A 24346-nucleotide genomic window follows, 5' to 3' on the forward strand; every position below is an offset into this window, starting at 1 on the left:
CGTTCACTCCCCCCGCGCGCTGACGCGCGTCGTTGCGTCGGCCGGCGCGCGGCGCGAGTCGTCAAGTACTTTGCGGCGGACTTCCGCCGCCAGTGTGGCCACGGTGCGTGCGGCGAAGATCTCCCGTGCGGAGACCCGGATGCCGAACCGCTCCCGGATACGGGAGGTGATCTGCAGGGTCAGCACCGAGTTGGCGCCGAGGGCGAACAGATCGTCCTCGACCCCCACCGCGCCCTCACCGAGCACCTCGGCCCACATCTGGGCCAGTGCCTCTTCGGTGGTGTTGCGCGGCGCGGTCGCCGCGTCGCCGCCGCCGGCCCGCTCCTGCGGCATCGGCAGCGCGCGCCGGTCGATCTTGCCTGTCGTGGTCATCGGGAACGCGTCCAGAACAACGAGCACCGAGGGAACCATGTAGTCGGGCAACTGCTCCGCCAGGCGGGTGCGGACGCCCTCGGGTTCCACTCCCTCCGGGCCCTGCGCCACCACATATCCGACCAGGTCGTAGTGGCCACTGCGCTGCTGCCGCGCCAGCACGGCGGTCTGCGCCACGCTCTCTTCGCGCAGCAGCGCGGTCTCCACCTCACCCAGCTCCACGCGGTACCCGCGCACCTTGACCTGGTTGTCGATCCGGCCCAGGAACTCCAGTTCTCCTTCGGGCAGCCAGCGGACCAGGTCACCGGTGCGGTAGAGCCGTCCGCCGGCGTCCGGTCCCAGGTGATCGGGCACGAACCGGTCCTTGGTCAGCTCGGGCCGCTTCAGATAGCCGCGAGCCACCCCGATGCCACCGATGTAGAGCTCGCCGGGCACCCCGACCGGCACCGGGTTGCGGTGCTCGTCCAGGACGTAGGTCCGGCTGTTGGTGATCGGCGCGCCGATCGAGGGCAGCCGCCCGGGTGCCGCGTCCTCCTCCGGCTGGAGGAAGACAGCGGTGGTCAGCACGGTGATCTCGGTCGGCCCGTACTGATTGACGAGGGTGAAGGGGGCTTCTCTGGGCAGTCGGCGCCGGACCACGTCCGCGCCGGTCAGCACGTAGCGGAGCGCGCCGTGCCACAGCGCGGGCTGGTCCAGTACGGAGTCCAGCCGCGGGGCCGGCACCAGCGTCACGGTGATGCCCTCCGCCACCATCCAGGCGGCGAACTCGTGCGGATCGTCCAGCGCGACGTCCGGCGCGAAGTACACCCCGGCACCGCACGCCAGGTTCGCCCATACCTCCAGCACGGTCGGGTCGAAGCCGGGACCGACGATCTGCGACGCCCGGTCGCCGGGGCCAATGCGGTAGAAGTCCCGGTACCAGTCGCAGAGATTGACCACGCCGCGGTGCTCGATGAGCACGCCCTTGGCTCGTCCGGTGGACCCGGAGGTGTAGATGACGTAGGCGAGGTCGTCCGAGGTGACCGCCACCCGCACCGGTTCGGCCGCCGTGTCCGCCGCGCCGCCCCGGCCGGAGCCTTCGTCCTCGACGTACAGCACCTCGGTACCCTCTGGCACCGGCGCGGCCTCCAGCGCGCGCCGCGTCAGCAACAGCGGCACGGACGCGTCCTGGAGCATGTACGTCGTACGGTCATGCGGCAGCTCGGGGTCGAGCGGCAGGTACGCCGCCCCCGCCTTGAGCACCGCGAGCTGGGCCGTGACCATCTCGGCTCCGCGCCCGGTGCGTACGGCGACCACCGACCCCGGCCGCACCCCGTGCTCCAGCAGCCGCCGCGCCAACCGGTCTGCCCGGCCGTCGAGTTCGGCGAAGGTCAGCCGGGCCCCCGGCGTGGATACGGCTATCGCGTCGGGCGTGCGGGCAGCCTGCTCGGCCACCAGCTGGTGCACGGTGGTGCGGTCCGCGCGGCCCGCCGCGTCGGTGCCGTTCCACCCGGTGGTGACCTGGTGATGCTCCTCGTCGTCCATCAACGGCAGCTGTCCCAGCGTCCGGCGCGGATCGGCCGCTATCCCCTCCAGGAGGACAACGAGGTGGCGGGCGAGGCGGGCGATCGTCTCCTCGTCGAACAGTGCGGTGCTGTACTCAATCAGTCCGGCCAGCGTCCCGTTGCGCTCCTCGAACTCGAAGCCGAGGTCGAACAGCGCATTGAGCCTGGGCAGCCCGAACTCCTCGATGCGCAGCCCGTCGGGCCCCGGCACCGGCCCCTGCGCGCGCTTGAGCAGCAGCGCCGCCTGGATCAGTGGGGTGCGACTCGGGTCACGGTCCGGCCGCAGCTCCTCGATCAGCCGGTCGTAGGGCAGGTTCTGGTGGGTGAAGGCGTCCAGAAGGGTCCCGCGGACCTCGGACAGGAACTCGGCGACCGTCAGCTCGGGGCGGACCTGGGAGCGCAGCACCAGTGTGTTCACGAAGAAGCCGAGCACATCCTCCAGTTCGCTGTGGTCCCGGCCGGAGACGATGGTGCCGAGTGCCACGTCCCGCTGCCGCGCATAGCGCGAGAGCAACAGCTGTACGCCGGCGGCCAGAGTGGCGAAGAGCGTGCCCCCCTCCTTCCGGCACAGCGAGGTCAGGCCGGCGACCAGGCCGGGGCCGACCTCGAAGCGGTGTGCCGCACCGCGGGTGCTGCGTGTGGCGGGGCGAGGCCGGTCGGTGGGCATCTCCAGCGGTACAACGCCGTCCAACTGCCCCTTCCAGTAATCCAGATCGGCCGCGCCGTCGTCGCCGCGCGGGGTGCGCTGCCAGACGGCGAAGTCCGGGTACTGCACGGGCAGCGGCTCCAGTGCCGCGGGCCGGCCGGTGTGCGCCGCCTCGTAGAGCACGCCGAGTTCGCGCGCGATGACATCCTTCGACCAGCCGTCGGTGACGATGTGATGCATGTCCAGGACCAGTACGTGCTCCTCGTCGGCAAGCCGGATCAGTAGGGTCCGCAGTACAGGCCCCGCACGCAGGTCGAACGGCTCGCTCAGCTCGGCCCGCAGCACCCGCTCCAGCTCGGCGTCGCGGCCATCTGCCCGCGCCTCGGGCGCCTCGTCCCCGTCACCGAGGTCGATGAGCCGGACCGGCACCTCGCCCGGCTCGTGGACGATCTGCCTACCGCGCCCGTCCTGCGAGCCGAACGTCGTGCGCAGCGACTCGTGGCGGGCCGACAGCGCCGTGACCGCGGCGCGCAGCGCCGGTACGTCGAGCAATCCGGTCAGTCGCAGGCCGAGCGCGGAGTTGTACTCGCTGCCCTGGGACTCGTAATCGTAGAGGAACCACAGCCGCTGCTGGCCGAAGGAGAGCGGCAGGGCCGCGTCCCGGCCGACCGGCACCAGTCCCGCCTGGCGGGCCGGGACGCTGCCCAGCCGCCCGGCGAGCCCCGCCACGGTCGGCGACTCGAACAGGGTCCGGATGGGCACCTCGACGCCCAGGACGGAGCGGATGCGGCCGACCAGCCGGGTGGCCAGCAGGGAATGGCCGCCCAGGTCGAAGAAGCTGTCGTCCACGCCGACCGCGCTGACGCCCAGCACCTCGCAGAACAGGTCGCACAGCTGCTCCTCGCGGGCGATCCGCGGGCCGCGGCCACGGACGGGTTCCTCCGCTCCGGGAGCCGGGAGTGCGGAGCGATCGGTCTTGCCGTTCGGCGTCAGCGGGATCTCGCTCAACGCCACCACGGTCGCGGGGATCATGTACGCGGGCAGCTTGGTGCCCGCGAAGGCGCGCAGCGCGGCGCCGTCCACGGCGCTTCCGCCGTCCTCGGACCCCTCGCCCTCTCCGGCCGCCGGGACCACGTAGGCCACCAGCCGGGTGTCACCGGGACCGTATTCGCGGGCCACCCCGACCGCCTTGGCGACATCCTGGTGCTGCTCCAGGACGGCCTCGATCTCGCCGAGTTCGATCCGGAAACCCCGGACCTTGACCTGGAAGTCAGCGCGGCCCAGGAAGTCCAGGTTGCCGTCGGGGGCCCAGCGCGCCAGGTCCCCGGTCTGGTACATCCGCTCGCCCTCGGCGCCGAAGGGGTCCGGGACGAAGCGCTCGCGGGTCAGCTCCTCCTGGTGGAGGTAGCCCACTGCCACCCCCTCGCCGGCGATGTACAAAGCGCCCGCGACGCCGACCGGCACCGGCCGCAGGGCGTCGTCGAGCACATAGACGCGGGTGTTGCCGATGGGCCGGCCGATCGTGGGCTGCCCGGGGCGCTCGTCGAGCCGGGCGGCGGTGGACCAGATGGTGGTCTCGGTGGGCCCGTAGAGGTTGGTGACCTCCGAGCCCAGCGCACGCATCCGGGCACCGAGCGCGGTGGGCAGCGCCTCGCCGCCCACCAGCATCCGCAGCCCACGCAGGACGTCCGGGTGCTCTTCGCACAGTGCCTGCCACAGGCTGGGCGTGGCCTGCATGATCGTGGCGCCCGAGCGGGTCAGCAGTCCGGCCAGCGCCGCGGGGTCGGTGACGGTCTCCCGCTCCGCGAGCACCACGGCCGCGCCGCTGATCAGCGGTAGGTACAGCTCCAGGGCGGCGATGTCGAACGCGATGGTGGTGACGGACAGCCAGGTGTCGCGGCCGGTCAGCGGGAAGAGGTCGCCCATGGAAACCAGGAAGTTGGTCAACGCGTGCCGGCCGACGACCACGCCCTTCGGGCGCCCGGTCGATCCGGAGGTGTAGATGACATACGCGGGGTGCCTGCCAAGGGGGATGGCGAGCCGTTCCTCCGTGGTCAGGTCCGTGCCGGGCAGGGCGTCCAGCCGCTCCCGCAGCGCGGGGTCGTCCAGGACGAGCAGCGGGGCCGGCGTACTGGGCAGCCGCTGTGTGGTGGCACCGTCGGTGACCAGCGCGGACGGTACGGCGTGGTCGAGGATGTAGGCGATCCGGTCGGCCGGGTACTCCGGGTCCAGCGGGACATACGCCGCCCCGGCCTTGGCCACCGCGAGCAGCGCGACCACCAGCTCCGGGCCGCGCGGCAGCGCCAGCGCCACCAGGGCTCCGGGGCCGCCCGCGCCACTGGCCACCAGAACCCGGGCCAGCCGGTTTGCCCGAGCGTTGAGTTCCTCGTACGACAGCCGTGTGGTGCCGCAGATCAGGGCGGTGCGGTCGGCGCAGTGCCGTACGCGGTCCTCGAACAGCTCTCCCACCCCGGCGTCCGGCACCGGGCGCGCGGTGGCATTCCAGCCGGTCAGCAGCCGCTCTCGCTCGGCGGGGTCGATCACGTCGTAACCGGCGGGGTCGTCATCGGGGGCGGCAGCGGCGGCCTCCAGCAGCCGCAGCAATGCGCCGGTCAGCCGGCGCACGGTCGCGAGGGTGAACAACTCGGTGCCGAAGTCAACGGCCAGATCGATGCCGTGGAAACGTCCCAAGGCACCGTCCGTGGCGGTGTCCGTGGCCGCACTCGCCTCGGTGTCGTCGCCGCCGGCTCGCTCCTGGAAGCCGAAGCGCAGGTCGAAGCGGGAGTGCTGGGCCGGCAGCCGGGTGACCCGGGCGGAGAGCGGACCGAACTGCCGTCGTGCGGGCTCCTCTTGACGGAAATCGACGGCGACCTGCGCCAACGGGTGGCGGTTCAAGGCGCGTTCGGGTCGCAGGGCATCCACTACCTGCTCGAAGGGGACCGCGCCGTGAACCCGCGCCGCCTCGGCGGTCGCGGCGCAGTCCCGGACCAGCTCACGGAAGCCACGGCCCGGTACGGGGCTGGTCCGCAGAACGGCCACATTCGCCAGCGGCCCCATCGTCAGGGCCGCCCCGGTCTTCTCCCGGCCCGGCAGCGAGATCGCCAGCGGGATGTCCGTACCGGCGCCGAAGCGGTGCAGGAGAGCCGCGATCCCGGCCTGCAGGACCGCGTCGAGTCCGGTGCCGGTCGTCCGGGCCAGCGATCCGAGCTTCCGGTGCAGTCCGGCATCCAGCGCGACGCGGTACTCGGCGCTCGGATAGTCGGTGGTCGCGGGCCTGGTGCGGTCCAACGGCAGCTGGAGCTGCTCCGGGGCGCCCTCCAACGCGGTACGCCAGTGGGCCAGCTGCTTGGCGGCGAGGGTGCCTGGCTCCTGCGGTGCGCCGAGCGTGGCCCGTTCAGCGGCGGCGAGGGCGGCGTATTGCGGGCACTCGTCGGTGCGCGGGATACCGCCGGTTCGCACCGCCTCCGCGTAGGCGTCGGCGATGTCCTCGGTCAGCAGCGTCAGCGAACGCTCGTCCGCCGCGATCTCGTGCACGACGACGATCAGTACGTGGTCGTGCGGTCCGACGCCCAACAGCCGTATGCGCAGCGGGTATTCGGTGGTGAGGTCCATGCCCTCGCCGGCGGCCTGGGCCAGCACCCGGTTGAGCCGCGCGGGCTGAACCGGCTCGGCGTGCAGCGCGGCGAAGGTCTCCTCCGGCGGACGGAACTCCGGGCGGCAGCGCCCCTCCACCTCGGGGTGCACGGTGCCCAGCAGCCGGTGTCGGCGCACCACGGCGACCAGCGCCGCCCTCAGCGCGGGGATTTCCAGTGCGCCGGACAACCGCACCGACACCGTGCGGGTCTGGCCGGCCCGCGCTTCCTGGAAACGGTTGAGGAACCACAGCCTTTGTTGTACGGGGGACAGTTCGACGTCACTGTCCGCGATGACCACGGGCTCCTGCACTTCATCGCGATGAAGACCGTCACTCGTTGCTGTCACGTTCGTTCTCCAAAGAATTGCGGGACACCCGGCCCGGTCATTTCCCGGCCAGGGCACGATCAGCTTCGCCCGAATTACGCGGCGCGCTGCATCACTCGACCACCGAATTGCATGAGGTCGGCGCGCCCGGTCACTGGATCGAGCAGAAATCGGCCCAGATGTTCAATTGCCGGATTGTCGGTGTGCCGGGCGGCGAAGTATCGGACGCCGCGCCCTGTCAGGTGGTACTCGGTTCCGTCGTCGTCCTCCAGCACGGCGGAGCCGGAGGCGGCGGGGGAAATCCGGTAGACCGTTTCGCCGTTGATCCACCGGCCCGCGCAGTCCGGCAGCGCCCGGGCGCCGTCGTCCGCCGCGCCCGAGGAGGGCATGCCGATCTCCCGGCCCTCGGCGCGCAGCAGGGCGACCAGGTCGTCCCAGGCTGCCGCACCGGCGGAGGAATTGGCCTGGAGGGCGAGCACGGTGCCGCTCCCAGGGTGCACCCGCAGCTGACAGGTGGTCCCCGCGCCGGCGCCGTCCAGGCCCAGCCACCGATCGGGGCCCTGTCCGTACAGCGCCCAGCCCAGCCCCCAGCCGTCGGCCAGCCCGAAGGGCACGGTGTCGAAGGGCGCCTGCCGCATGGCCTGCACGGCCTCGTCCTCCAGCAGCGCGGCGTGCGCGGTGGCCCGGCGGTCCAGAAAGAGCCGGCCGAACGCGGCCAGATCCTCGACCCGGCCGACCAGCACCGCGGCGGGCTCCGCGGCGCGCGGCACGGCTACCTCGATCCGCACCGGCCCGGCCGCTGTGGCCGCGTGGCCCGGCAGCCCCACGGCGCGCCCCGGGGCCTGGTGCCCGGTGAGGAACGCCGGCGCAATGTCCAGCGGCCTGAGCACGAAGTCGGTCACGGCCTCCCGCCAGCCCATCCCGGTGGCCGCTTCGATCAGCCGGCCCACGACGGTGAATCCGGCATTGGAGTACGAGAAGGCGGTGCCGGGTGCGAAGAGCAGTCCGGCTGACGCCGCAGCCATCGCGGCCTGCCCGGCCGATGCGGGCTCTCCCGGCGGGTCGCAGACCAGGCCGGAGGAATGGCTCAGCAGATGTCGCAGCGTCACCCCGGCCGCGGGCTCGGGCCATTCGGGGAGGTATGCGTTCACCGGTTCGCCGAGGTCGAGGTCGCCATCGGTCACGAGTTGCATGGCCACCGTGGCGGTGAACAGTTTGGTGACCGAGGCAAAGGGCATGGACACGGAGCCCTCGGGTTCCTCGGACGTAGCGGAATCATTGAATCCGGCCCGCGCCACAGTGATTTCACCGGCTTCGCAAAGTGCGCCTTGCAGAACCGGAATACGGTGCCTGCGCGCCAGATCGCCAAGCCATTCGCCCAGCAGCCGAGAATCCACGACACTCTCCCCCACGTTGCATTCACCAGGAATCCGGAACAGCGCAGCACAAAAATTGCCCTGACGGGCTTTTTCCGGAAAGGGAAAACGCTTGTTCGTGAAAGAAGGCTAACATCGGGGAGTTCAGCCAGGTAGGGACGTTAAGCGGCAGGCAAATAGCGCAGGTTGCCGCTCTGCCGGGGAGGGCTGTAGCCGATGCCGCACCGGCCCGCAAATGCGTCCGGCCGGCGGTCCCGCTGATGCGAGCCCCGCCGGCCGACTGTTTTCCGCCGGTATGTTCGCTACTCGCGCATGCCGATGGCGTCCGCAGGGCGGGAGCGCAGCGCCAGCTTGGTCGGCAGCAACACCGCCGCCGCGGCCAGCGCCGCCGTCGCCGCGACGATCCCCAGATAGAGCAGCGGAGGGATGTAGGGCACGGGTGAGGAGGTCAGCCCGAGGCTCACCGTCGCCAGGGGCAGCAGCGGCACGACGGTGCCCACCACCACAGCGATGAGGATGACCATCAAAGTCTCCGTGCGCATCATGCGCATCACCTGTTCCGGCATCGCGCCGACCAGCCTCAGCAGGGCGAACTCCCGTGCTCGGCCCAGAGTTGTCATCACCAGGGTGTTGGCCACTGCGACGGCGATATAGCCGAAGACGAGCACCAGCGGCAGCGCGCTGCCGACCAGCCCGGCCATCGCACTCTGCTCCTGGGCGACGGACAGACCGCCCTCGTCCAGGACCTTCAGCCCCGGATACCGCTTACCGATCCTTTCCAGCTCCCCTGCGACCTTGTCCTTGTCCGCACCCGGCGCCACCCGCACCAGGACGGAGTCGTCCAGCCGCTTGGAGCTGTGTGCGATCACAGCGTCGTGCGGGAGCGTGACGTCTCCGAAGCCCAGGCCGCGCTTGTAGACGGCGACGACCTTGGGCTCCTGCCGCGAGCCGTCGGGAAGGTGCAGCCGCACCCGGACCCCCACCCCGGCCCCCAGAGTGCTCGCCGCACCGCTGCTGAGGGCGACCGTGTCCGGGGTCTTGCCCAGGCTGTTCAAGTCACCCTTGTCGACCTGGAGATCGAACAGCTTGTCCAGCTTCTGCAGCGTCACGCCCTGTGCGTCGTAGTCGAAGACCTCCGGGGAGTCCAGCAGCTTCCGGGAGGCGAAGAGCTTGATCCGCACGGCCCCGGCCGCGGCTTCCACGCCGGGCAGTCGCTGGATGTCCCGTGTCGCCCCCACCGGCACGCCGCCGGCGTCACTGTTGAGCGTGTAGTCGGCGATCACGCCTGCGGCGGCCTGGTCCTTGGCCGCCTCGGAGGTGGTGGTGGGGATGAACAGCTGTACCGAAGCGAAGCCGATCGCCAGGATCAGCGGCCCGATCCCCGCGGCCAACCGCCGTGCGTTGGACCGGGTGTTGGCCACAGCCAGATACCCCAGCGTGCCGAACCGTCGCTGAAAGGGCCGCGCCAGCAACTGGGTCGCCCGGCCCACCACCGGCGGCGCCAGCATCAGGACGGCGATGACCATGATGAGACCACCGCTGCCCGCCCCCGCGACGGCGAAGATGCTGCCGAAGAACAGCGGGAGCATCGAGGCGGCCAGCCCGAGCACCAGCAGCAACACACCGAACGTGATCCGGGCACGCCCCAGCGTCGGCTCCTCGGTCTGCGACTGGCTCAGCGCCTCCACCGGCCGGATGGACACCACCTTGCGGGCCACGCCGAAGCCCGCGACCTGAGCGGTGATCACGCCGATGGCTACCGCGGCGATCATCGGAATCGGCCCGTAGGAGAACTCGAAGTCTCCCGGTACGACACCGATGACGGACAGCGCACCGCGCAGCAGGCCCGCGGCCATCGCGCCCGGCAGACAGCCGAGCACCGACGCCAGCAGGGAGATCACCAGCGCCTCGCCGGCGATCATCTTGTGAATCTGCTTGGGTGTCGCCCCGACCGCACGCAACAGGGCCAGTTCCCGGCGCCGTTGGTGCACGCCGAGCGCCAGGGTGCTGCTCACCACCATCATGGTGATGAGGATGACCGTGCCGCCCAGCGATCCAGCCAGTTCCTTGAGGCTGCCGCGCGCGGAGGCCACGTCCGGGTTCTCCACATTGCTGCGCTCGTCTCCCGTGTAGATCTCCACCGGGGTCTTGTCGAGCTTCTGGCCGATCCGCTCCGCGAGCTCCTCGGGGTCGGTGCCCTTCTTACCGAGCACGCCGATCGCCGAGACCTGGTCATCCCGGCCGTAGAGCTGCCGGGCCTGTGCGTCGGAGAAGAAGACCGGGGGCGTACGAAGCACGTCACCGGGGCCCCGGTACTCGACCACACCGACCACCTTGAACCGTGCGGCCGCTTCGGTCGTCGCCAGCCGCACGGTGCCACCGGTCGAGACCCCGGCCCGCTCGGCGAGGGACTTCTCCAGCACGACCTCCCCTGGGCGCTCCGCCCCGCGGCCGCCAACCGGCTCGAACGGACCGAGCACCGAGCTGGCCCACGTGGTCCCGATCGTCTCCGCTCCGTCCTCGCCCTTGAGGATGTTGCCGTCCTTGTCCACCAGTTGGGTGGGAAAGCGCAGGTCAGCCACGACCCGCTGCACACCGGGCACCGCTGCGGTCCTGTCCGCCAGCGAGCGCGGCACCCCGACAGGGTCGTCCAGCGACTTGGTCTTGGTGCTCTTGCCCTCGGTGACCGAGAACTCCTGCTTGCCCGCGACGACCACCGAGGCATCGTCATAACGCTGCACCGAGACCCCGGAACCGATGCCGGACTGGAGGATGATGCCGAATGCGGTGATCAGTATGGAGGCCCCGAAAAGGGCTACGAACGCCCCCACGAAGCCGCTCTTGCGCTCCTTGACCGTCTTCAGTACGAGACTGAACACGTCTCACCACTCTCCCAGGCGAGTCATCCGCTCGGCGATCCGGTCCGGCGTCGCCCTGTTCATCTCCTCCGCGTACCGGCCGTCCGCCAGGAACACCACCCGGTGTGCGTAGGACGCGGCGACCGGGTCGTGGGTCACCATGACCACGGTCTGCCCCGTCGAGTCGACAATGTCGCGCAGCAGTTGCAGCACCTGCTTGGCGGTACGCGTGTCCAGGGCGCCGGTGGGTTCGTCGGCGAAGACGACCTCGGGCCGCGCGGCCAGCGCACGGGCGATGGCGACGCGCTGCTGCTGGCCGCCGGAGAGCTCGGCCGGCCGGTGCCCGAGCCGGTCGCTCAACCCCACCTGGGCGACCACACGGTCCAGCCAGGCGGCCTCCGGCCGACGGTCCGCGAGCATCAGGGGGAGCGTGATGTTGTCCGCGACCGTCAGCGCGGACATCAGGTTGTACGCCTGGAAAATGAACCCGACGCGCTCCCTGCGCAGCATGGTCAGTTCGACCTCATTGAGGCCGGAGAGATCCGTTCCGCCCAGCAGCACGGTCCCGGTGTCCGGCCGGTCCAGACCCGCCGCGCAGTGCAGAAAGGTACTCTTGCCCGCGCCCGAGGGCCCCATGACCGCGGTGAAGGAACCACGCGCGAAGCCGAGGGAGAGATCGCGCAGGGCATGCACAGCGCCGGCGCCCTTGCCGTATGTCTTGCGGACACCGTCGAGGCGCACCACGTGATCGCTGCCCGCCGACGGCCCGCCCTGCCCCGGGGGCCTGACCTCGTTCGCACGGGAAGTCACAGCCAGTTCCGCCTCGGCCCGTGCCGCCCGGTCCCTTCTCCTCACATCCGACCCTTCGGTGCGCAGTTTTTCGTCCAGTTTTTCCCTTCCCAACGCTAGGTCCCCGAGGTCACCTCGGACCACCACGTGAACTGGAGAATGAAAGGTGCAGATAACTGCCCCGGGCCTGTGGAAAAGCGGCCTCTCGGGCTGTCAGCCGGGCTCCGCAGACCAGCAGTGCCCGGCCATGGCGTCACCGCCGGTGGTACGGTGATCACGATGCTGACTCGGGGGGTCTAGTCATCCATGTCCGTGCCCCTGTTCACGACACTGCGCCAGACGACCTTTCGGGAAGTGTTCCGGCAGGTATACAGCCGCTTCCCATCGTCCGCCGGTTACCTCCTGCTGTGCCTGGGGACCGGTCTGGCCGGCGTGCTCCTTCTCTACACGCTCATCATCGTCCTCGCCCTGTGCCTGGTAGGTACGGGCTTCCTGCTATTGCCCCTCGCGCTGCGCGGGCTACGCCGGGTAGCCGAGTTCCACCGTCGCCGGGTCTCCCGCCAACTGGGTGTCGAAGTGGTCACCCACTACCGGGGGTTGGACACCGCCTCCTCGCGACCTCGACTGTCACTGCGTGACCCGGCCGTGCGCAAGGACGTCGTCTGGCTGCTGGCGCACAGTCTGCTGGGCACGACCGTGTGCATCGCGGCGGTGAGCGCCTGCGGCGGCGCGGTCAATTGGCTCTCCGCGCCCTTGTGGTGGCGGCTCGCCCCGCTGGAGCGGGACTCCGTCATCATGATCGACGTCGATTCGTGGCCGAAGGCGATCGGCGCCATGTTCGTCGGGGTGGGCTATGCGGTGGTGGCCGCCGCTGTGATGTCGCTGCTGGCCCGGCTGCATGCGCGGGGCTCCCGGCGGTTACTGATCGTCCGTGTCCGGATCCCGCTGGCCCAGCGGGTGCAGGAACTGTCCGTCACCCGTGCCGAGGCGCTGGACGCGCACGACGCCGAACTGCGCCGCATCGAGCGGGACCTGCACGACGGCGCACAGGCAGGAATCGTTGCCGTGTCATTGCGCCTTGGCATGATCAAGCGGGCGCTCCACGCCCGCCCCGAGCAGGTGCCCGAATTGGTGGACGCGACCCAGCAACTCACCCAGCACGCACTGGAATCGCTGCGTCAGCTGGTCCGTGGCATCTATCCGCCCGTGCTCATCGACCGCGGTCTTGTGGACGCCGTCCGCGCCCTTACCGCGCTGAATGAAGTACCTACCAAGATCGATATCGAGGACGGCGAGACATCGCCGCTGCGTGCTCCGGCCGCGGTGGAGGCCGCCGCGTACTTCGTCGTCTCCGAGGCGATGACCAACATCGCCAAGCACAGCGGGGCGGACAGTGCGCTGGTGCGGCTGCGGATCACTGAGCAGAGCATCTCCATCCAGGTGGAGGACAACGGCCGGGGTGGTGCCTCGGAGCATTCGGGCAGCGGAATCATGGGGATACGCCGCCGGGTCGCCGCCTTCGACGGCACGACAGAACTGACCAGCCCGCCTGGGGGCCCGACCTTACTCAGAGTGGAGATTCCATGCGGATCCTGATCGCCGAAGACAACGCGTTGCTCCGGGAGGGCCTGGTCCTCCTGCTGGCCAGCGAGGGCCACGAGATCTGCACCACCGTGGACAACGGCGACGATCTGCTGCCCGCACTCCTCGAATACCGCCCCGATGCCGCGGTGGTGGACGTCCGGCTGCCACCCACCTTCCGCGATGAGGGCTTGCGCGCGGTGGTGGAGGCCCGGCGGCAGATCCCCGACTTGCCGGTACTGGTGCTCTCCCAGTACGTGGAGCGGGCATACGCGGGCGAGCTGCTGGCGCAGAGCGCCTCGGGCGTCGGCTATCTGCTGAAGGACCGGGTGGGGCATACAGAGGAGTTCCTCGAAGCACTGGAGCGGATCGCCGGCGGAGGTACCGCCATGGACCCGGAGGTGATCTCCCAGCTGATGATCCGCAAGGCGGGCGACGATCCGCTGGGCACGCTCACCCAGCGGGAACGGGAGGTGCTGGCGCTGATGGCCGAGGGCCAGAGCAACAGCGTCATCGCCGAAACACTGTTCATCGCCGAGAGTTCGGTCAACAAACACATCGGTAACATCTTCGCCAAGCTCGAACTTCCGGCCCCCGCCAGCGGACACCGGCGCGTACTGGCGGTGCTGGCGTACCTGCGCGCCTGATGTCCGACGGCTGATGCGGGCCCGGCACGGCTCCCGTCGGACGACGGCCACCGGCCCCACCCCTCCGCTGGTCGGGGGGTGGGGCCGGGCCCGGCGACGGTAGCGCTGACGTTCGGGTGCCCCTGAGGGCGTTGGTCATGCGTCTCTCAAGTGGCGGGGCCTTCCAGCTCCTTGAGCCGCGGGAAGGCGCGCACGGTTCGCCCCAGTGTCACCACCAGCGCGATGGCGCCCAACGCCGCCGTGCACACGAGCACCGTGGATGTTCCGCCCACGGTCTGCAGCAGCACGCCGCCGACGAGCGGCCCCAGGGCCGAGGCGGCGCTCATCGAGACCCCGATCACCCCGGCCAGGCGGCCGCGCATCTCATCCGGCGTCACCACCATTTGATAGGTCGTCACAATCGTGGTGGCAGTGGGAGCCAGCAGTGCCATGGCGGCCAACACCAGCCCGCTCGCGTATCCCAGAGGCACGACAGCGAGCAGCGGCACCAGCACCGCGGCGGCCCAGGTAAGCGTCATGAGGGCGGCGTACGGTGTCAGCGCATGACGGAAGCGTGGCGCCAGCACCGCGCCCACCACACCACCGGCACCCAGCAGAGCGCCGATCGCGCCGATTTCACCGGCCGGCCGGCCTGCCTGCTGCGCCATCACGACGACCACCAGAAGCAGACCACTGAAGACCATGTTGAAGGCCGTGGCGACCAGCACCGTGGTGCGGATGGGCCGGTTGGTGGCCAGCCAGCGCAGGCCCATACGCATCGCGCTCAGCATCCCTTCACGGGGCTCCGGCGACGCGGTGTGCGGCCTCTGCGGCATGCGCAGGAAGAGCAGCATGAAGAAGGACACCAAGGAGGCCACCGACTGCGCCAGGAACGGCAGCAGCCGCTGTGCTCCGTAGAGCATGCCACCCAGCCCGGGGCCGACCACCGTGGCGAGGTGGTATCGGGCCGTGTTGCGCGCCACAGCCGTCCCCAGCTGGGAGCGCGGCACGACGCTGGGCAGCAGCGCCTGGTCAGTGGTCGTGAACAGCGCCGTGCACACTCCCTCGACCACGGCCACCGCCATGATCACACCGAAGCCACCCGGGCCCACGGCCACCGACAGGGCGAGCAACCCGAGGGCCACAGCCCGGCCCAGCTCCGAGAACAGCAGCACCTTCTTACGGTCCCACCGGTCCACCAGGGCCCCGGCCGGCAGCGCGGCCAGGGCCCGTGAACCACCGATGGCGAACTCCACCAGCGACGCCTGGAGGGCAGAGCCCCCGAGGGCGAGCACCAGGAGCGGATAGGCGATCAGCGTGCCCTGGGCGCCGAGCTGCGAGAAAACATTGGCGCTCCACAGCAGGTTGTACTCCCGGTTGCGGGAGAGCGGGCGGGGCGCCGGGGCGCCGTCCTTCACGACGGCCGGCCGGCCGCCCCGGTCAGCCCGCCCACCGGCCACGGTCACGGCCTTGCCACTCGGCAGCTCCAGGGCGCCGCCCGCCTCCCCGGGGCCGCCGTCCGCGGGTCCACTCACTCGCCCGGCGCCGCGACCCCGGCCGCGGGGGCGGAGGTCCGCTCTACCGGGCGCAACTGCGACCACGGCAGGGCGTCAGCCATGCTCACGAACAGCTCACGGGGCGGAACGAAGGACTCCCTGCCGTGCGCAACGCTGAGGTTGTCCACGATCAGGACATCACCGGTCCGGGCGGTCACCTCGATCTGCTGGTCCCGGTACGCCTGCTGGAGGCCGGCCACGATGTCGTCGGGGATCTCCGAGCCGTCCGCGTAGAAAGTGTTGGTCGGCATACCCCAGGGGCCGTACTCCTCCAGCAGGAACTCGCCGACCTCCTCGCGCAGTGTGCGGGCGTGGAAGAAGGTCATGTGGTTGAACCAGGAGCGCCGGCCGGTGGTCGGGTGGGTCGCCACCGCCCAGCGCACCTGCTTGGTGCGTAGATGCTCCTCGTCCAGCCACTCCAGCTCGATGGAGTTCGCCTCGCAGTAGGCGCGTACCTCCTCCCTGTCCTTGGTGCCGAACGCCTCCTGCCAGGACAGACCGAGTCCGGGAAGGAAATTGCGGACGAGCAAGTAGCCTTCTCTGTCGAACCGGTCGGCGATCTCACGGGGTAGCGCGTCGTGCAGGGCGCGGCAGTCGGAGAGGGTGTTGGCGCCGCCTTCCGGCGCGCCCTGGCGGCAGAAGAAGAACAGATAGCGCGGGACGCTCAGGTTGTAGGACTGCTCGGTGTGGAGGAATATCTCCTCGGTCGGCGGGTGGTCGGTGGCGGTGAACACGCCGGGGTGCAGCTCCGTCCGCGGAGAGGACCGCTCGGTGTAGTCCAGGGGCCGGCCGACGACGCTGTTGACGAAGGCGTCCAGCTCCGGCCAGTCCCCCCAGCGGAAACCGCTGAGCAAGGCGGAACCGTGCTCGATCACCCGCTCGCGGATGAGGTCGCCGTGCTGCGCACCCAGCTCGGTCAGGCCGACGCCCGGGGCGGCCGCCGAGATACCGAGCACCAAGCCACCGTGCTGGGGTTTGCTGACAAGATCGATCGCGGTTGTCACGCTGGTTCACCTTCCTGAGAACTGTGCGAGAGGCCGGGGCAGCGTCGCGCCTGTGCGCGCAGTCGCTGCCTGGCGGTGTCGAGAGTGTCGGCCGGGCGGTTGAATGCCACGCGTACGTGGCGTTCGCCGCGGCGCGGGTCGGCGAAGAAGGGCGTGGCAGGGGCCACCAGCACCCCGGTCTCCGCAGCCAGGGTGCGGACGAAGGAGTGGCTCGGTTCGTCGGTCAGGCCGTCGATCGCTGCCATCACGTAGCAGCCGCCGGCGGGTACGGCACAGCGGAATCCGGCCTCGCGCAGCATTTCCACCGTGCTGTCGCGCCGTTCACGCATGGCTGCCGACGGGTCCCAGCGCTCCGCTCTGAACAGGTCGACGGCGGCCGCGGCATGCTGCAAGGGGGCGGGCGCGCCGGCCGTGGTGGCGACATGGATCTGGCGCAGCAAGTCGGTCCATTCCGGACGGGCGCGCAGATATCCCAGGCGCCAGCCGCTGACCGCGTGGCTCTTGGAGAAGCTGCCCACGACGATGCTGCGCTCTGCCAGCCCGGGGACGTCGGCCACCGAGCAGTGCTGCCCGTCGTAGACGTAGCCGGCGTACACCTCGTCGGAGATGACGGTGACGTCCCACTTCCGGCACTGGTCGGCCAGCCACTCAAGGTGGAGACGGTCCAGCAGTTGGCCCGTGGGGTTGCTGGGGCTGTTGAGGATGATGGCTCTTGTGCGGGGGCCGAAGGCGGCGGTCAGTTCCGTGAGGTCCGGGCTCCAGTCCGGCTCGCGCAGCGGCACCGGGCGCAACCGGCCACCGGCCAAGGCCACCGCGCTCAGGAAGTTCTCGTAGAACGGCTCCAGGACGATCACCTCGTCGCCGGGGTCGACGGCGGCCAGCAGAGCCACGCAGAGCCCTTCGCTGCCGCCCACCGTCACCGTCAGCTCGGTCGCCGGATCGGGGCTGCCGGGCAGCCCGGCCGCGATCCGCTCCCGCAGGGCCGGCACACCGGCCGGGTCCTGGTACTGGTGCACGCCCGAACGCAGCGCCGCACAGGCCGCGTCCACCAGTTCCTTGGGGGTGTCGGGAAAGGCGGGGGTGCCCACCGCAAGGTTCACAGTGCCGGCCGGGACCCCGGCGCGCAGCAGGTCGGCGAGACCGCCGCCGGGCAGCTGCCGCACCCTCTCAGCCCCGAGGGAGCGTTGCACGCGCTGCGCGGTGGACGCCATCAGCGGACCGCCGTGCCGGCCGCGGCGCCGTCGAACGCGCCGCGCGGGATCGTCGGCAGCCAGTGGGGTCGGCTCGCCTCGTACGCCGCGATGGCTTCCCGCCGCAGCAGCGTCTGCTCGATCGCGTCGTTGCCCTCCAGCAGCATCCGGCGGGCACGGGCGTCGATCACGAAGTCAGCGCCGCCGTCCGCCCAGCCCAGTCGGCAGGTACGCAGGTCAACGGTCACTCGGAAGCCTGGGGTGGCCTCCACCAGGTCCATCAGCCCCTCGACCACCGAGGTCGGCAAGTCGACCGGGATCAGCCCGTTGTTCAGCGCGTTCCGCCGGAAGATGTCACCGAAGCCGGTGGCCACCACCGCCAGAAAGCCGCCGTCGCGCAGCGCCCAGACGGCGTGCTCCCTGGAGCTGCCGATACCGAAGTCCCTGCCGGCCAGCAGTACCGTCGCCCCGGCGTATTCGGGCCGGTCGATGACGAAATCGCCTTGTTCGCGCCAACGCTTGAACAGGGCGTCCTTGTAACCGGACTTGACGACCCGTTTGCAGAATTCGGCAGGGAGGATCTGGTCGGTGTCGATGTCGTCGCGGCGCACGGCCACCGCGCTGCCGGTGTGCTCGGTGAAGGCTTGCATAGGGGTGTGACCTCTCTTATGCCAGGTCGGCGGGGGCAGCCAGCCGACCGGTGACCGCGGTAGCGGCGGCCACCTCCGGCGAGACGAGATGGGTGCGGGCGTTTGCGCCCTGCCTGCCCTCGTAGTTGCGGTTGGAAGTGGATGCGCTGCGCACCGCTCCGACGAGCCGGTCGGCGTTCATGCCCAGGCACATCGAGCAGCCGGGCGAGCGCCATTCAGCGCCGGACGCGAGGAAGACCTCGTGCAGTCCCTCCGCCTCTGCTTCCTTACGGACGTCCATCGAGCCGGGAACGACGAGCAGCCGGGTACCTTCGGCGACGGTGCGTCCCTCGATCACGGCGGCCGCGGCCCGCAGATCCTCCAGCCGGCCGTTGGTGCACGAGCCGAGAAAGACCACATCGATGGGGATATCGCGGATGGCGGTCCCGGGGGCCAGGTTCATATATTCCAGGGCGCGTTGAGCGGCGGCCCGCGCCAGTGGGTCGGCGAAGGCGGTGGGGTCCGGGACCTCGGACGCAATGGGTACCGCCTGCGCCGGGTTGGTACCCCACGTCACCAAGGGCGTGAGAGCGGAGACATCGAGCTCGACCGAGTGGTCGAAGCGGGCGCCGGGGTCGCTGTGCAGCGACCCCCAGTGCACGGCGGCTTCATCCCAGTCGGTACCACGCGGCGCATGCGGGCGGCCCTTGAGGTAGTCCAGCGTCGTCTCGTCCGGGGCGATCAGGCCGGCGCGGGCTCCGGCCTCGATGCTCATATTACAGAGCGTCATCCGGGATTCCATCGACAGCGCCCGGATCGCGGCACCACGGTATTCGACCATGTGCCCCTGGGCGCCATTGGGGCCGATCTTCGCGATCAGGGCCAGAACAAGGTCCTTCGCGCCCACACCGGAAGGCAGCTCACCGACGAATTCCACCACCATGGTGTTCGGTCGCTGAATTTCCAGGCATTGCGTCGCGAGTACATGCTCGACGTCGCTGGTGCCGATACCGAATGCCAGAGCACCAAAGGCGCCATGGGTCGAGGTATGGCTGTCACCGCATACCACTGCCATACCAGGCTGCACGAGACCGAGTTCGGGACCGACGACATGGACGATGCCCTGCCGGCTATGCCCCAGGGAATACAGTTCGATGCCGTGGGTATCGCAATTGCGACGCAGCGTCTCCAGCTGCGTACGACTGACCGGATCGGTGATACTCAGCGGTTCGGTCGGCACATTGTGGTCTTCGAGTGCCAGTGTCAATTCCGGTCGGCGGACGGCACGTTCGGCGACCCGCAGACCGTCGAAAGCCTGCGGCGAGGTGGCCTCATGGGTCAAGTGCAGGTCGATGTAAATGAGATCCGGTTCGCCGGGAGGCGAACTGACCACGTGGCTCTCCCAGAGTTTCTCCGCCAGAGTCATCGGTGAGCTCATCGACCATCCCATCCGTCATGCTGACGGCCCCCATCCGGAGCCAGGCCCCAGCCTGCGGCCTCGGACCGTCGATCACCATGACTTTAAGCTGGCGCCAAATGAGCCTGGCCTGGCGCCCGGAAGACACTTCACCTTCCGCTGTCCGGTGATGAATGCCGTGATCCCGGTGCAGTTCTCTGCACCTCGAATCGGGGGCCTGCCCCACTGCGCTGCGACGCCCGACGGCGCAGGATGGAGTACATCGCAGACCACCGCCACTACCTGTGGCGGGCCACGATAGGGAGGCCGGCAGGTGACACCGAAGGAGCCAGGGACCGGAGCCAGGGGGCGCCGTGAACGGGCCGGTGCCGTAGTGGCCGCGGTCATCACCGCGGCGGCGCTGACCGTGGGAATCACCGGTTGCAACGATGTGAGCGCCAAGACCGCCGACCGTGTGGAGCTGTGCGCGAGAGTTGTCGGCAAGACGTTCAACAATCCCTTCCCGGATGATGCGGAAAAGACGAAAAAGCAGGTCAGGGAACGCGCCGATGAACTGGACGACATGGCCGAGCAGGCGCCGGACGAAAAGCTCCGCGAGGCCATCAAGTCGACCGCGGAAAAGATGCGCAACGCGGAAATCAAGGGGAAGGGTTCGAGCCGCACGGTGATCGGTTACATCTCCGATCAGAACGACCGGCTCAAAGACCTTCGGAACACCTGTCTGAACCGCAATGACTACAAGTAACCCATGAACTGGGCTCGGCGGCAGCATTTCTCTGTGTGTGCGTCGCCGGCGCCTGACAGTCGGGCCCCTTGGGTGTCCCCCGTCGCCCGAGGGGCCCGGCCCCTTCCCTCATTCCACGAACTACCGTCAGGAGCAGTCATGCCGGAATCCACTGGCTGGAAGCCGTCCCGTGAGCGCCCGATGTGGCCCTGGGTCCTGCTTGCCATCATTGCCGTCGCTGTGGTCATCAATGTCCTCATCACGGTCTGAGAGCAGCGCAAACCGTACTCCTGCGCTCACCATCCTTAAAGGGACTTCGGACGTCCGGCGTCCGGAAGCACCGCACCCCCTGCTGTGCGGACCGGGGGCGGTGGCGTCGGGCTCTGGAAGCAGCGGCGGTCTGCCGCCTCCTTTGGTGCAGAGAACTGCACCTGTGAACGGGTATGGGCTCTACTGCTGTTGACAGGACCAGGGCGTACCGTCGGTTCTGCTGGGGTCATCCTCAGCAGAACCGCGACGCAGCGTCAGCAGTCCTTGCCCGGCCCTTGGAGACCGTCTCCCCAGAGGAGCCGCGCTGCTCGCACTGACCGAGCTTCATGGGGGAGTTGTGCCGCGCCTTCACTTCACCACCGGCAGCCTTCGCAGAACCCGGATACTGCCCGAGACCGACCGCATACGAGAGACTCTGTTCGCCCTGGAGCTGCTCGCTTCCGGCGGTGGCGGACCGGAGCTCGCGCACTGGCGTCGGACAGTCGGCCGGCAGCGGCCGGCCAAGCGCCTGATCGAGCTGGCGAAGGCCATCCGCCCCTTCCCTGACATCGACCGGCTGGTGCAGCGGGCCCACTGGAGAGACCGTCCCTCGGCCACCCCGACCGGAGCCCGCCCCAACCGGGTGACCCAAACCCTCCAGCACTTCTACCACGCGTCTGTGGCGCCCTATTGGGACCAGATCGCCAAGAGCCTGGAGTACGACCGCGTGGCCCGGATGAGCGTGCTCCGTGAGAGGGGGGCCGACGGGCTGCTGAGCAGCCTGCATCCGAAGGTCCAGTGGTCCTGTTCCGCCCTCGAAGTGCCGGGGCATGGAACGGACTTGAAACTGGAGAGCGTGGGCCTGACGATCGCTCCGTCATTCTTCCTCCCTCCAGGGGCCACCGTTCTCATCAGGCAGACACCGCTGCGGCCCGGACCGACGCTCTTCTATCCGATCCGCTCCGACGACGGGCCGGTGCATCCGAGGTCCGCCGACACGAGTGCGTACAGCACCATGGGCATGATCGGCGCTGCCGGCGAGTAATTCTCGCGCATGGCCGAGCAGCTCCTTCCTCATCAGCCGGTCAGGGAATCCCGAAGATTTACGATTTGTGCGGCGCCTTTGTCTTGCCATCCGCGCTTTCGCCCGCCCGACGCCTCGTCCCACCCCGCCCCGGAGTTCACCCACTCTTCTTCGCGGCACGTCGGGCGCTTCAGCGGGCGTTGATTGACTTCATGCAGTCTTTGATCTCGTCGGCTGACGCGTTCGCTATGGCATCCACGAGGCAGCCGTCCCGCAGAAATACGACACTGTCCGCGCGGGAGGCCGCCACGGGGTCACGCGTTGCCATGACAGCCGTGACTTTCAGAGTTCGCACCGCCTTGCGCATGATGTCGCCGAGCACCCGCGCATCCTCTTCCCAATTGCGTCCGGTGGGCTCGTCCACCAAAACCAGTCGGGGGGAAGCAGCGAGCACGCGGGCGACCCTTGCTTTTTTCAGCTGAATCGGGGACAGGTCTCGCACCCTACGCCGACGTGCCCAGAGTCGCACGACCCGAAAGGCATTTTGCAGCTCGCGGTCACTGAAAGCGGTGCCGCTCTTGCCCTTGGATACGAAGTCGTGGACGGTCCCCTCGTCGGGAAGTTCATCATCTGCGCCCAACAGGCCGATCGCGCCCACTTCTTCGGCGCCCCACCGTACCGTTCCTGATGACGGCCGAACTGTACCGGCCATGCATTCGAGGAGAGTCGTCTTCCCGGACCGGGCAGCTCCCATCACGACACAGAAGCGCCCTCTGCGCACGCCGAGCGAAAGGTCATTCAATGCGCAATCATCGCCGCCATCGCCCGCGTATATTTTCGACACATTGTCGAGGGTTACTGCATATTCCTGGAAATCATCGGGAACGTCCTCGATACCCCCTATCACCGATCCACACCGCACAATCCGGCACATAGCCTCTGTTGACTTCGAGCCTCACCAGCCCACGCCATGAACCTACAATGCGGCGGACCGTGATTACCATGACGCTGGCAGTAGTCATGGGGTGCAGTTATCTGTACCGCGCACATGGGTCCGGAATGCTAGCTTCCGGACCATTGCGTTCGTTGGGTACTACTGCAGATCCCCACGAAGAAGCGCTCCGCCCAGCGGCGTGAGCGTGTGCTGCACCTTGTTCAATGTGCGAAGTGTGCTGATCAGCCCTGCCGCACGCAGTACGGCGGTGTGCTGGCTGGCGGCGGCGGTGGAAATCCCCACCCGCTCACCCACCTCGGTCGTGGTGCACGTACGGGTCAGCGTCTGCAGGACCGCAGCCCGGGTCCGGCCGACGAGCGCAGGGAGCGCCTGTTCGCCGTCGGCGCTCGCGCCCCACAGCTCGCCGATCCACTCCTGCTTCACCGGGATGGGGTACGACAGGATCGGCGGCCGGCCGTCCCGCTGCTCTAACAGCAGGGGTGCTCGCGAAGACAGGAAGAACGCCGGCGCGAGCACCAGTCCGGTGGCTTCGAGCTTGACGTCTTCTCCGTTTCCCGGGACTTCCAGCACCGGGGCCACCCAGCGGATCGCCGGGTGTAGCGTACTGAGCAACTGACCAATCCCACCGCTCAGCATGATCTGCGCACGGGCATTGCGGTCCGCTTCGAGGTGGCTGAATATCCGGCGCCAATAGGGAGCTACCGCCACCCTGTGGAATGCTTCCAGGTCTTTGAGCACGCGGGGTTTGAAATCGTCAGGTGACGCTGCGGTGGCAGTTCCCGCATGCCCTGCAGCCCGCACGGAGGCCTTCTCGGCAACTCGGCACAGGTCAGGGAAGGGACGCAGGGTTTGCGCCAACCCGATGATGCCCCCTGCCCCCGTCCAGGCACCTACCCGTCTTCGCCAGACGTTGAATGCCGACCCTCCGCCGCCGGCACTCAACATTCCTATCGCGAATAAGGTTTCCCGGAATGGTTCGGGACGCGAAACCAAGTGCAACTTGGCAAGACTTTCCGACGTAAAATGTATTCGCCGCACGAAACTTCCCCCTTAAGCTCCACGAGCGGAGCGGCATTCAGCAGGCCGAATTTTACGAAACCCTCCAGAGAAAGAGGTCACCCCCTACCAGCCATCACACCTCGCGAACGGTAGCACAAGGGTCACTCGTTAGAGTGAAACTCGTCGATCACGGGGCAACCGTCTTGAAAACGCGTCGGGAGCATTGTCGTCAAGGGGTTATATGAATTCCGACCGGCCGGTTTCCATGCTTCCGAGTGGCACCCCGCGACGATCCGCGGGGCACTTCCCCAGCCCTCACTCCACCCAGGATCGGGGGCGACCTGCCCGAATTAAGGGACGGCAAAGCACAGGCAATGTAGAGAGTTCAAATCAGCGCTGGTGAGAGAAAGCGCGAACTGGGCAGCACGCCGGGGTTCGGGGCGTTCGAGCACCCTCCGTCACGTACTGCGCGCCTGAAAGACGCAGAGCAAGGCGACTGACCGCATCACCCGCATGCAGCCAACCGCCTGGAGGAATATTCTTCTGCACCGGCCTCCGGCCGGAAAGGTGTTTAAGCCGTGCCGCAAACACTCAGGCCAGGGGCATACCCAGGATCCGATCAGCCCCCCCCGAGCTGCGGGGACGGCGGGGCAGTCCACGATGCCGAGCCGGTCAGGGCGAGGTGGGAGGCGCGGATGCTCTCGCGGGCAACGACGCACCGGGGACCAGCGAGCACGTCGCTGCTCTCCGGCTCCGGCGTGCAGGCCGGCTCTGTGGAGCTGGGGCATGGCCCGAAGCACCTGTGACGACTCAGAACCCGTTGTCTTTCCGGATGTGATCGCTGAGT

Annotated in this window: 15 protein-coding genes; 4 read left to right on the top strand and 11 right to left on the bottom strand. The window is 69.0% G+C overall.

The genetic code is table 11. The annotated features are described in order from the left end of the window. Positions 1–3: 3 nt before the first annotated feature. From AB0C46_RS20315 to AB0C46_RS20330, 4 genes are all read right to left on the bottom strand, one after another. Positions 4–6543 (bottom strand): amino acid adenylation domain-containing protein, encoded by a 6540-nt coding sequence (locus tag AB0C46_RS20315; protein ID WP_362829269.1) that lies wholly within the window; start codon positions 6541–6543, stop codon positions 4–6. 74 nt (positions 6544–6617) lie between these two features. Next, positions 6618–7934: a serine hydrolase domain-containing protein gene (locus AB0C46_RS20320; protein ID WP_362829270.1), complete on the bottom strand. Its 1317-nt coding sequence runs from the start codon at positions 7932–7934 to the stop codon at positions 6618–6620. 266 nt (positions 7935–8200) lie between these two features. Continuing rightward, positions 8201–10777: an FtsX-like permease family protein gene (locus AB0C46_RS20325; RefSeq protein WP_362829272.1), complete on the bottom strand. Its 2577-nt coding sequence runs from the start codon at positions 10775–10777 to the stop codon at positions 8201–8203. A 3-nt stretch (positions 10778–10780) separates the two neighbouring features. After that, entirely contained in the window at positions 10781–11500 is a 720-nt protein-coding gene (locus tag AB0C46_RS20330; RefSeq protein WP_362829329.1) for an ABC transporter ATP-binding protein, read from the bottom strand. A 399-nt stretch (positions 11501–11899) separates the two neighbouring features. Between AB0C46_RS20330 and AB0C46_RS20335 the strand changes: the two genes are divergently transcribed. Further along, positions 11900–13141 (top strand): sensor domain-containing protein, encoded by a 1242-nt coding sequence (locus AB0C46_RS20335; protein WP_362829273.1) that lies wholly within the window; start codon positions 11900–11902, stop codon positions 13139–13141. Next, positions 13129–13773 carry a response regulator transcription factor gene (locus AB0C46_RS20340; protein ID WP_362829275.1) on the top strand — a complete coding sequence of 215 codons (645 nt, stop codon included), beginning with the start codon at positions 13129–13131 and terminating at the stop codon, positions 13771–13773. Before AB0C46_RS20335 ends, AB0C46_RS20340 begins: the two co-directional genes overlap by 13 nt. Before the next feature lie 146 nt (positions 13774–13919). On the opposite strand, the gene AB0C46_RS20345 is transcribed toward AB0C46_RS20340, so the two are convergent. The 5 genes from AB0C46_RS20345 to leuC are packed head-to-tail and all read right to left on the bottom strand — an operon-like array spanning position 13920 to position 19557. After that, complete coding sequence (locus AB0C46_RS20345) at positions 13920–15287, bottom strand: MFS transporter (RefSeq protein WP_362829276.1); 1368 nt, start codon at positions 15285–15287, stop codon at positions 13920–13922. Continuing rightward, complete coding sequence (locus AB0C46_RS20350; protein WP_362829277.1) at positions 15284–16312, bottom strand: TauD/TfdA family dioxygenase; 1029 nt, start codon at positions 16310–16312, stop codon at positions 15284–15286. The genes AB0C46_RS20345 and AB0C46_RS20350 overlap by 4 nt, the downstream gene beginning before the upstream one ends. Then, positions 16309–17475, bottom strand: a complete 1167-nt coding sequence (locus tag AB0C46_RS20355; RefSeq protein WP_362829279.1) for a pyridoxal phosphate-dependent aminotransferase — start codon at positions 17473–17475, stop codon at positions 16309–16311. The genes AB0C46_RS20350 and AB0C46_RS20355 overlap by 4 nt, the downstream gene beginning before the upstream one ends. A gap of 47 nt (positions 17476–17522) precedes the next feature. Continuing rightward, entirely contained in the window at positions 17523–18152 is a 630-nt protein-coding gene (leuD, locus tag AB0C46_RS20360; protein WP_362829281.1) for a 3-isopropylmalate dehydratase small subunit, read from the bottom strand. Positions 18153–18168: 16 nt separating this feature from the next. After that, entirely contained in the window at positions 18169–19557 is a 1389-nt protein-coding gene (gene leuC / locus AB0C46_RS20365; protein ID WP_362829282.1) for a 3-isopropylmalate dehydratase large subunit, read from the bottom strand. A gap of 304 nt (positions 19558–19861) precedes the next feature. Here leuC and AB0C46_RS20370 point away from each other — a divergent pair, with 304 nt between their 5' ends. Beyond that, the gene (locus tag AB0C46_RS20370) at positions 19862–20293 is read left to right on the top strand and encodes a hypothetical protein (RefSeq protein ID WP_362829283.1); all 432 of its coding nucleotides are present in this window, start codon (positions 19862–19864) and stop codon (positions 20291–20293) included. Between the two features lie 586 nt (positions 20294–20879). Next, positions 20880–21566, top strand: coding sequence for a hypothetical protein (locus AB0C46_RS20375; protein ID WP_362829284.1), 687 nt, complete (start codon positions 20880–20882; stop codon positions 21564–21566). 169 nt (positions 21567–21735) lie between these two features. On the opposite strand, the gene AB0C46_RS20380 is transcribed toward AB0C46_RS20375, so the two are convergent. Both AB0C46_RS20380 and AB0C46_RS20385 read right to left on the bottom strand, forming a co-directional pair. Then, on the bottom strand, positions 21736–22452 hold the full coding sequence (locus AB0C46_RS20380; protein ID WP_362829285.1) for an ATP-binding cassette domain-containing protein: 717 nt from the start codon (positions 22450–22452) through the stop codon (positions 21736–21738). A 186-nt stretch (positions 22453–22638) separates the two neighbouring features. Continuing rightward, positions 22639–23238 (bottom strand): transcriptional regulator, encoded by a 600-nt coding sequence (locus tag AB0C46_RS20385; RefSeq protein WP_362829286.1) that lies wholly within the window; start codon positions 23236–23238, stop codon positions 22639–22641. Positions 23239–24346 lie beyond the last annotated feature (1108 nt).

Source organism: Streptomyces sp. NPDC048637 (genome assembly GCF_040650675.1).
GTDB lineage: Bacteria > Actinomycetota > Actinomycetes > Streptomycetales > Streptomycetaceae > Streptomyces.

Bases quoted from the DNA above. Each gene is read 5' to 3' on its own strand.
- AB0C46_RS20340 (WP_362829275.1), top strand. From the start codon at position 13,129: ATGCGGATCCTGATCGCCGAAGACAACGCGTTGCTCCGGGAGGGCCTG.
- leuD (WP_362829281.1), bottom strand. From the start codon at position 18,152: ATGCAAGCCTTCACCGAGCACACCGGCAGCGCGGTGGCCGTGCGCCGC.
- leuC (WP_362829282.1), bottom strand. From the start codon at position 19,557: ATGACTCTGGCGGAGAAACTCTGGGAGAGCCACGTGGTCAGTTCGCCT.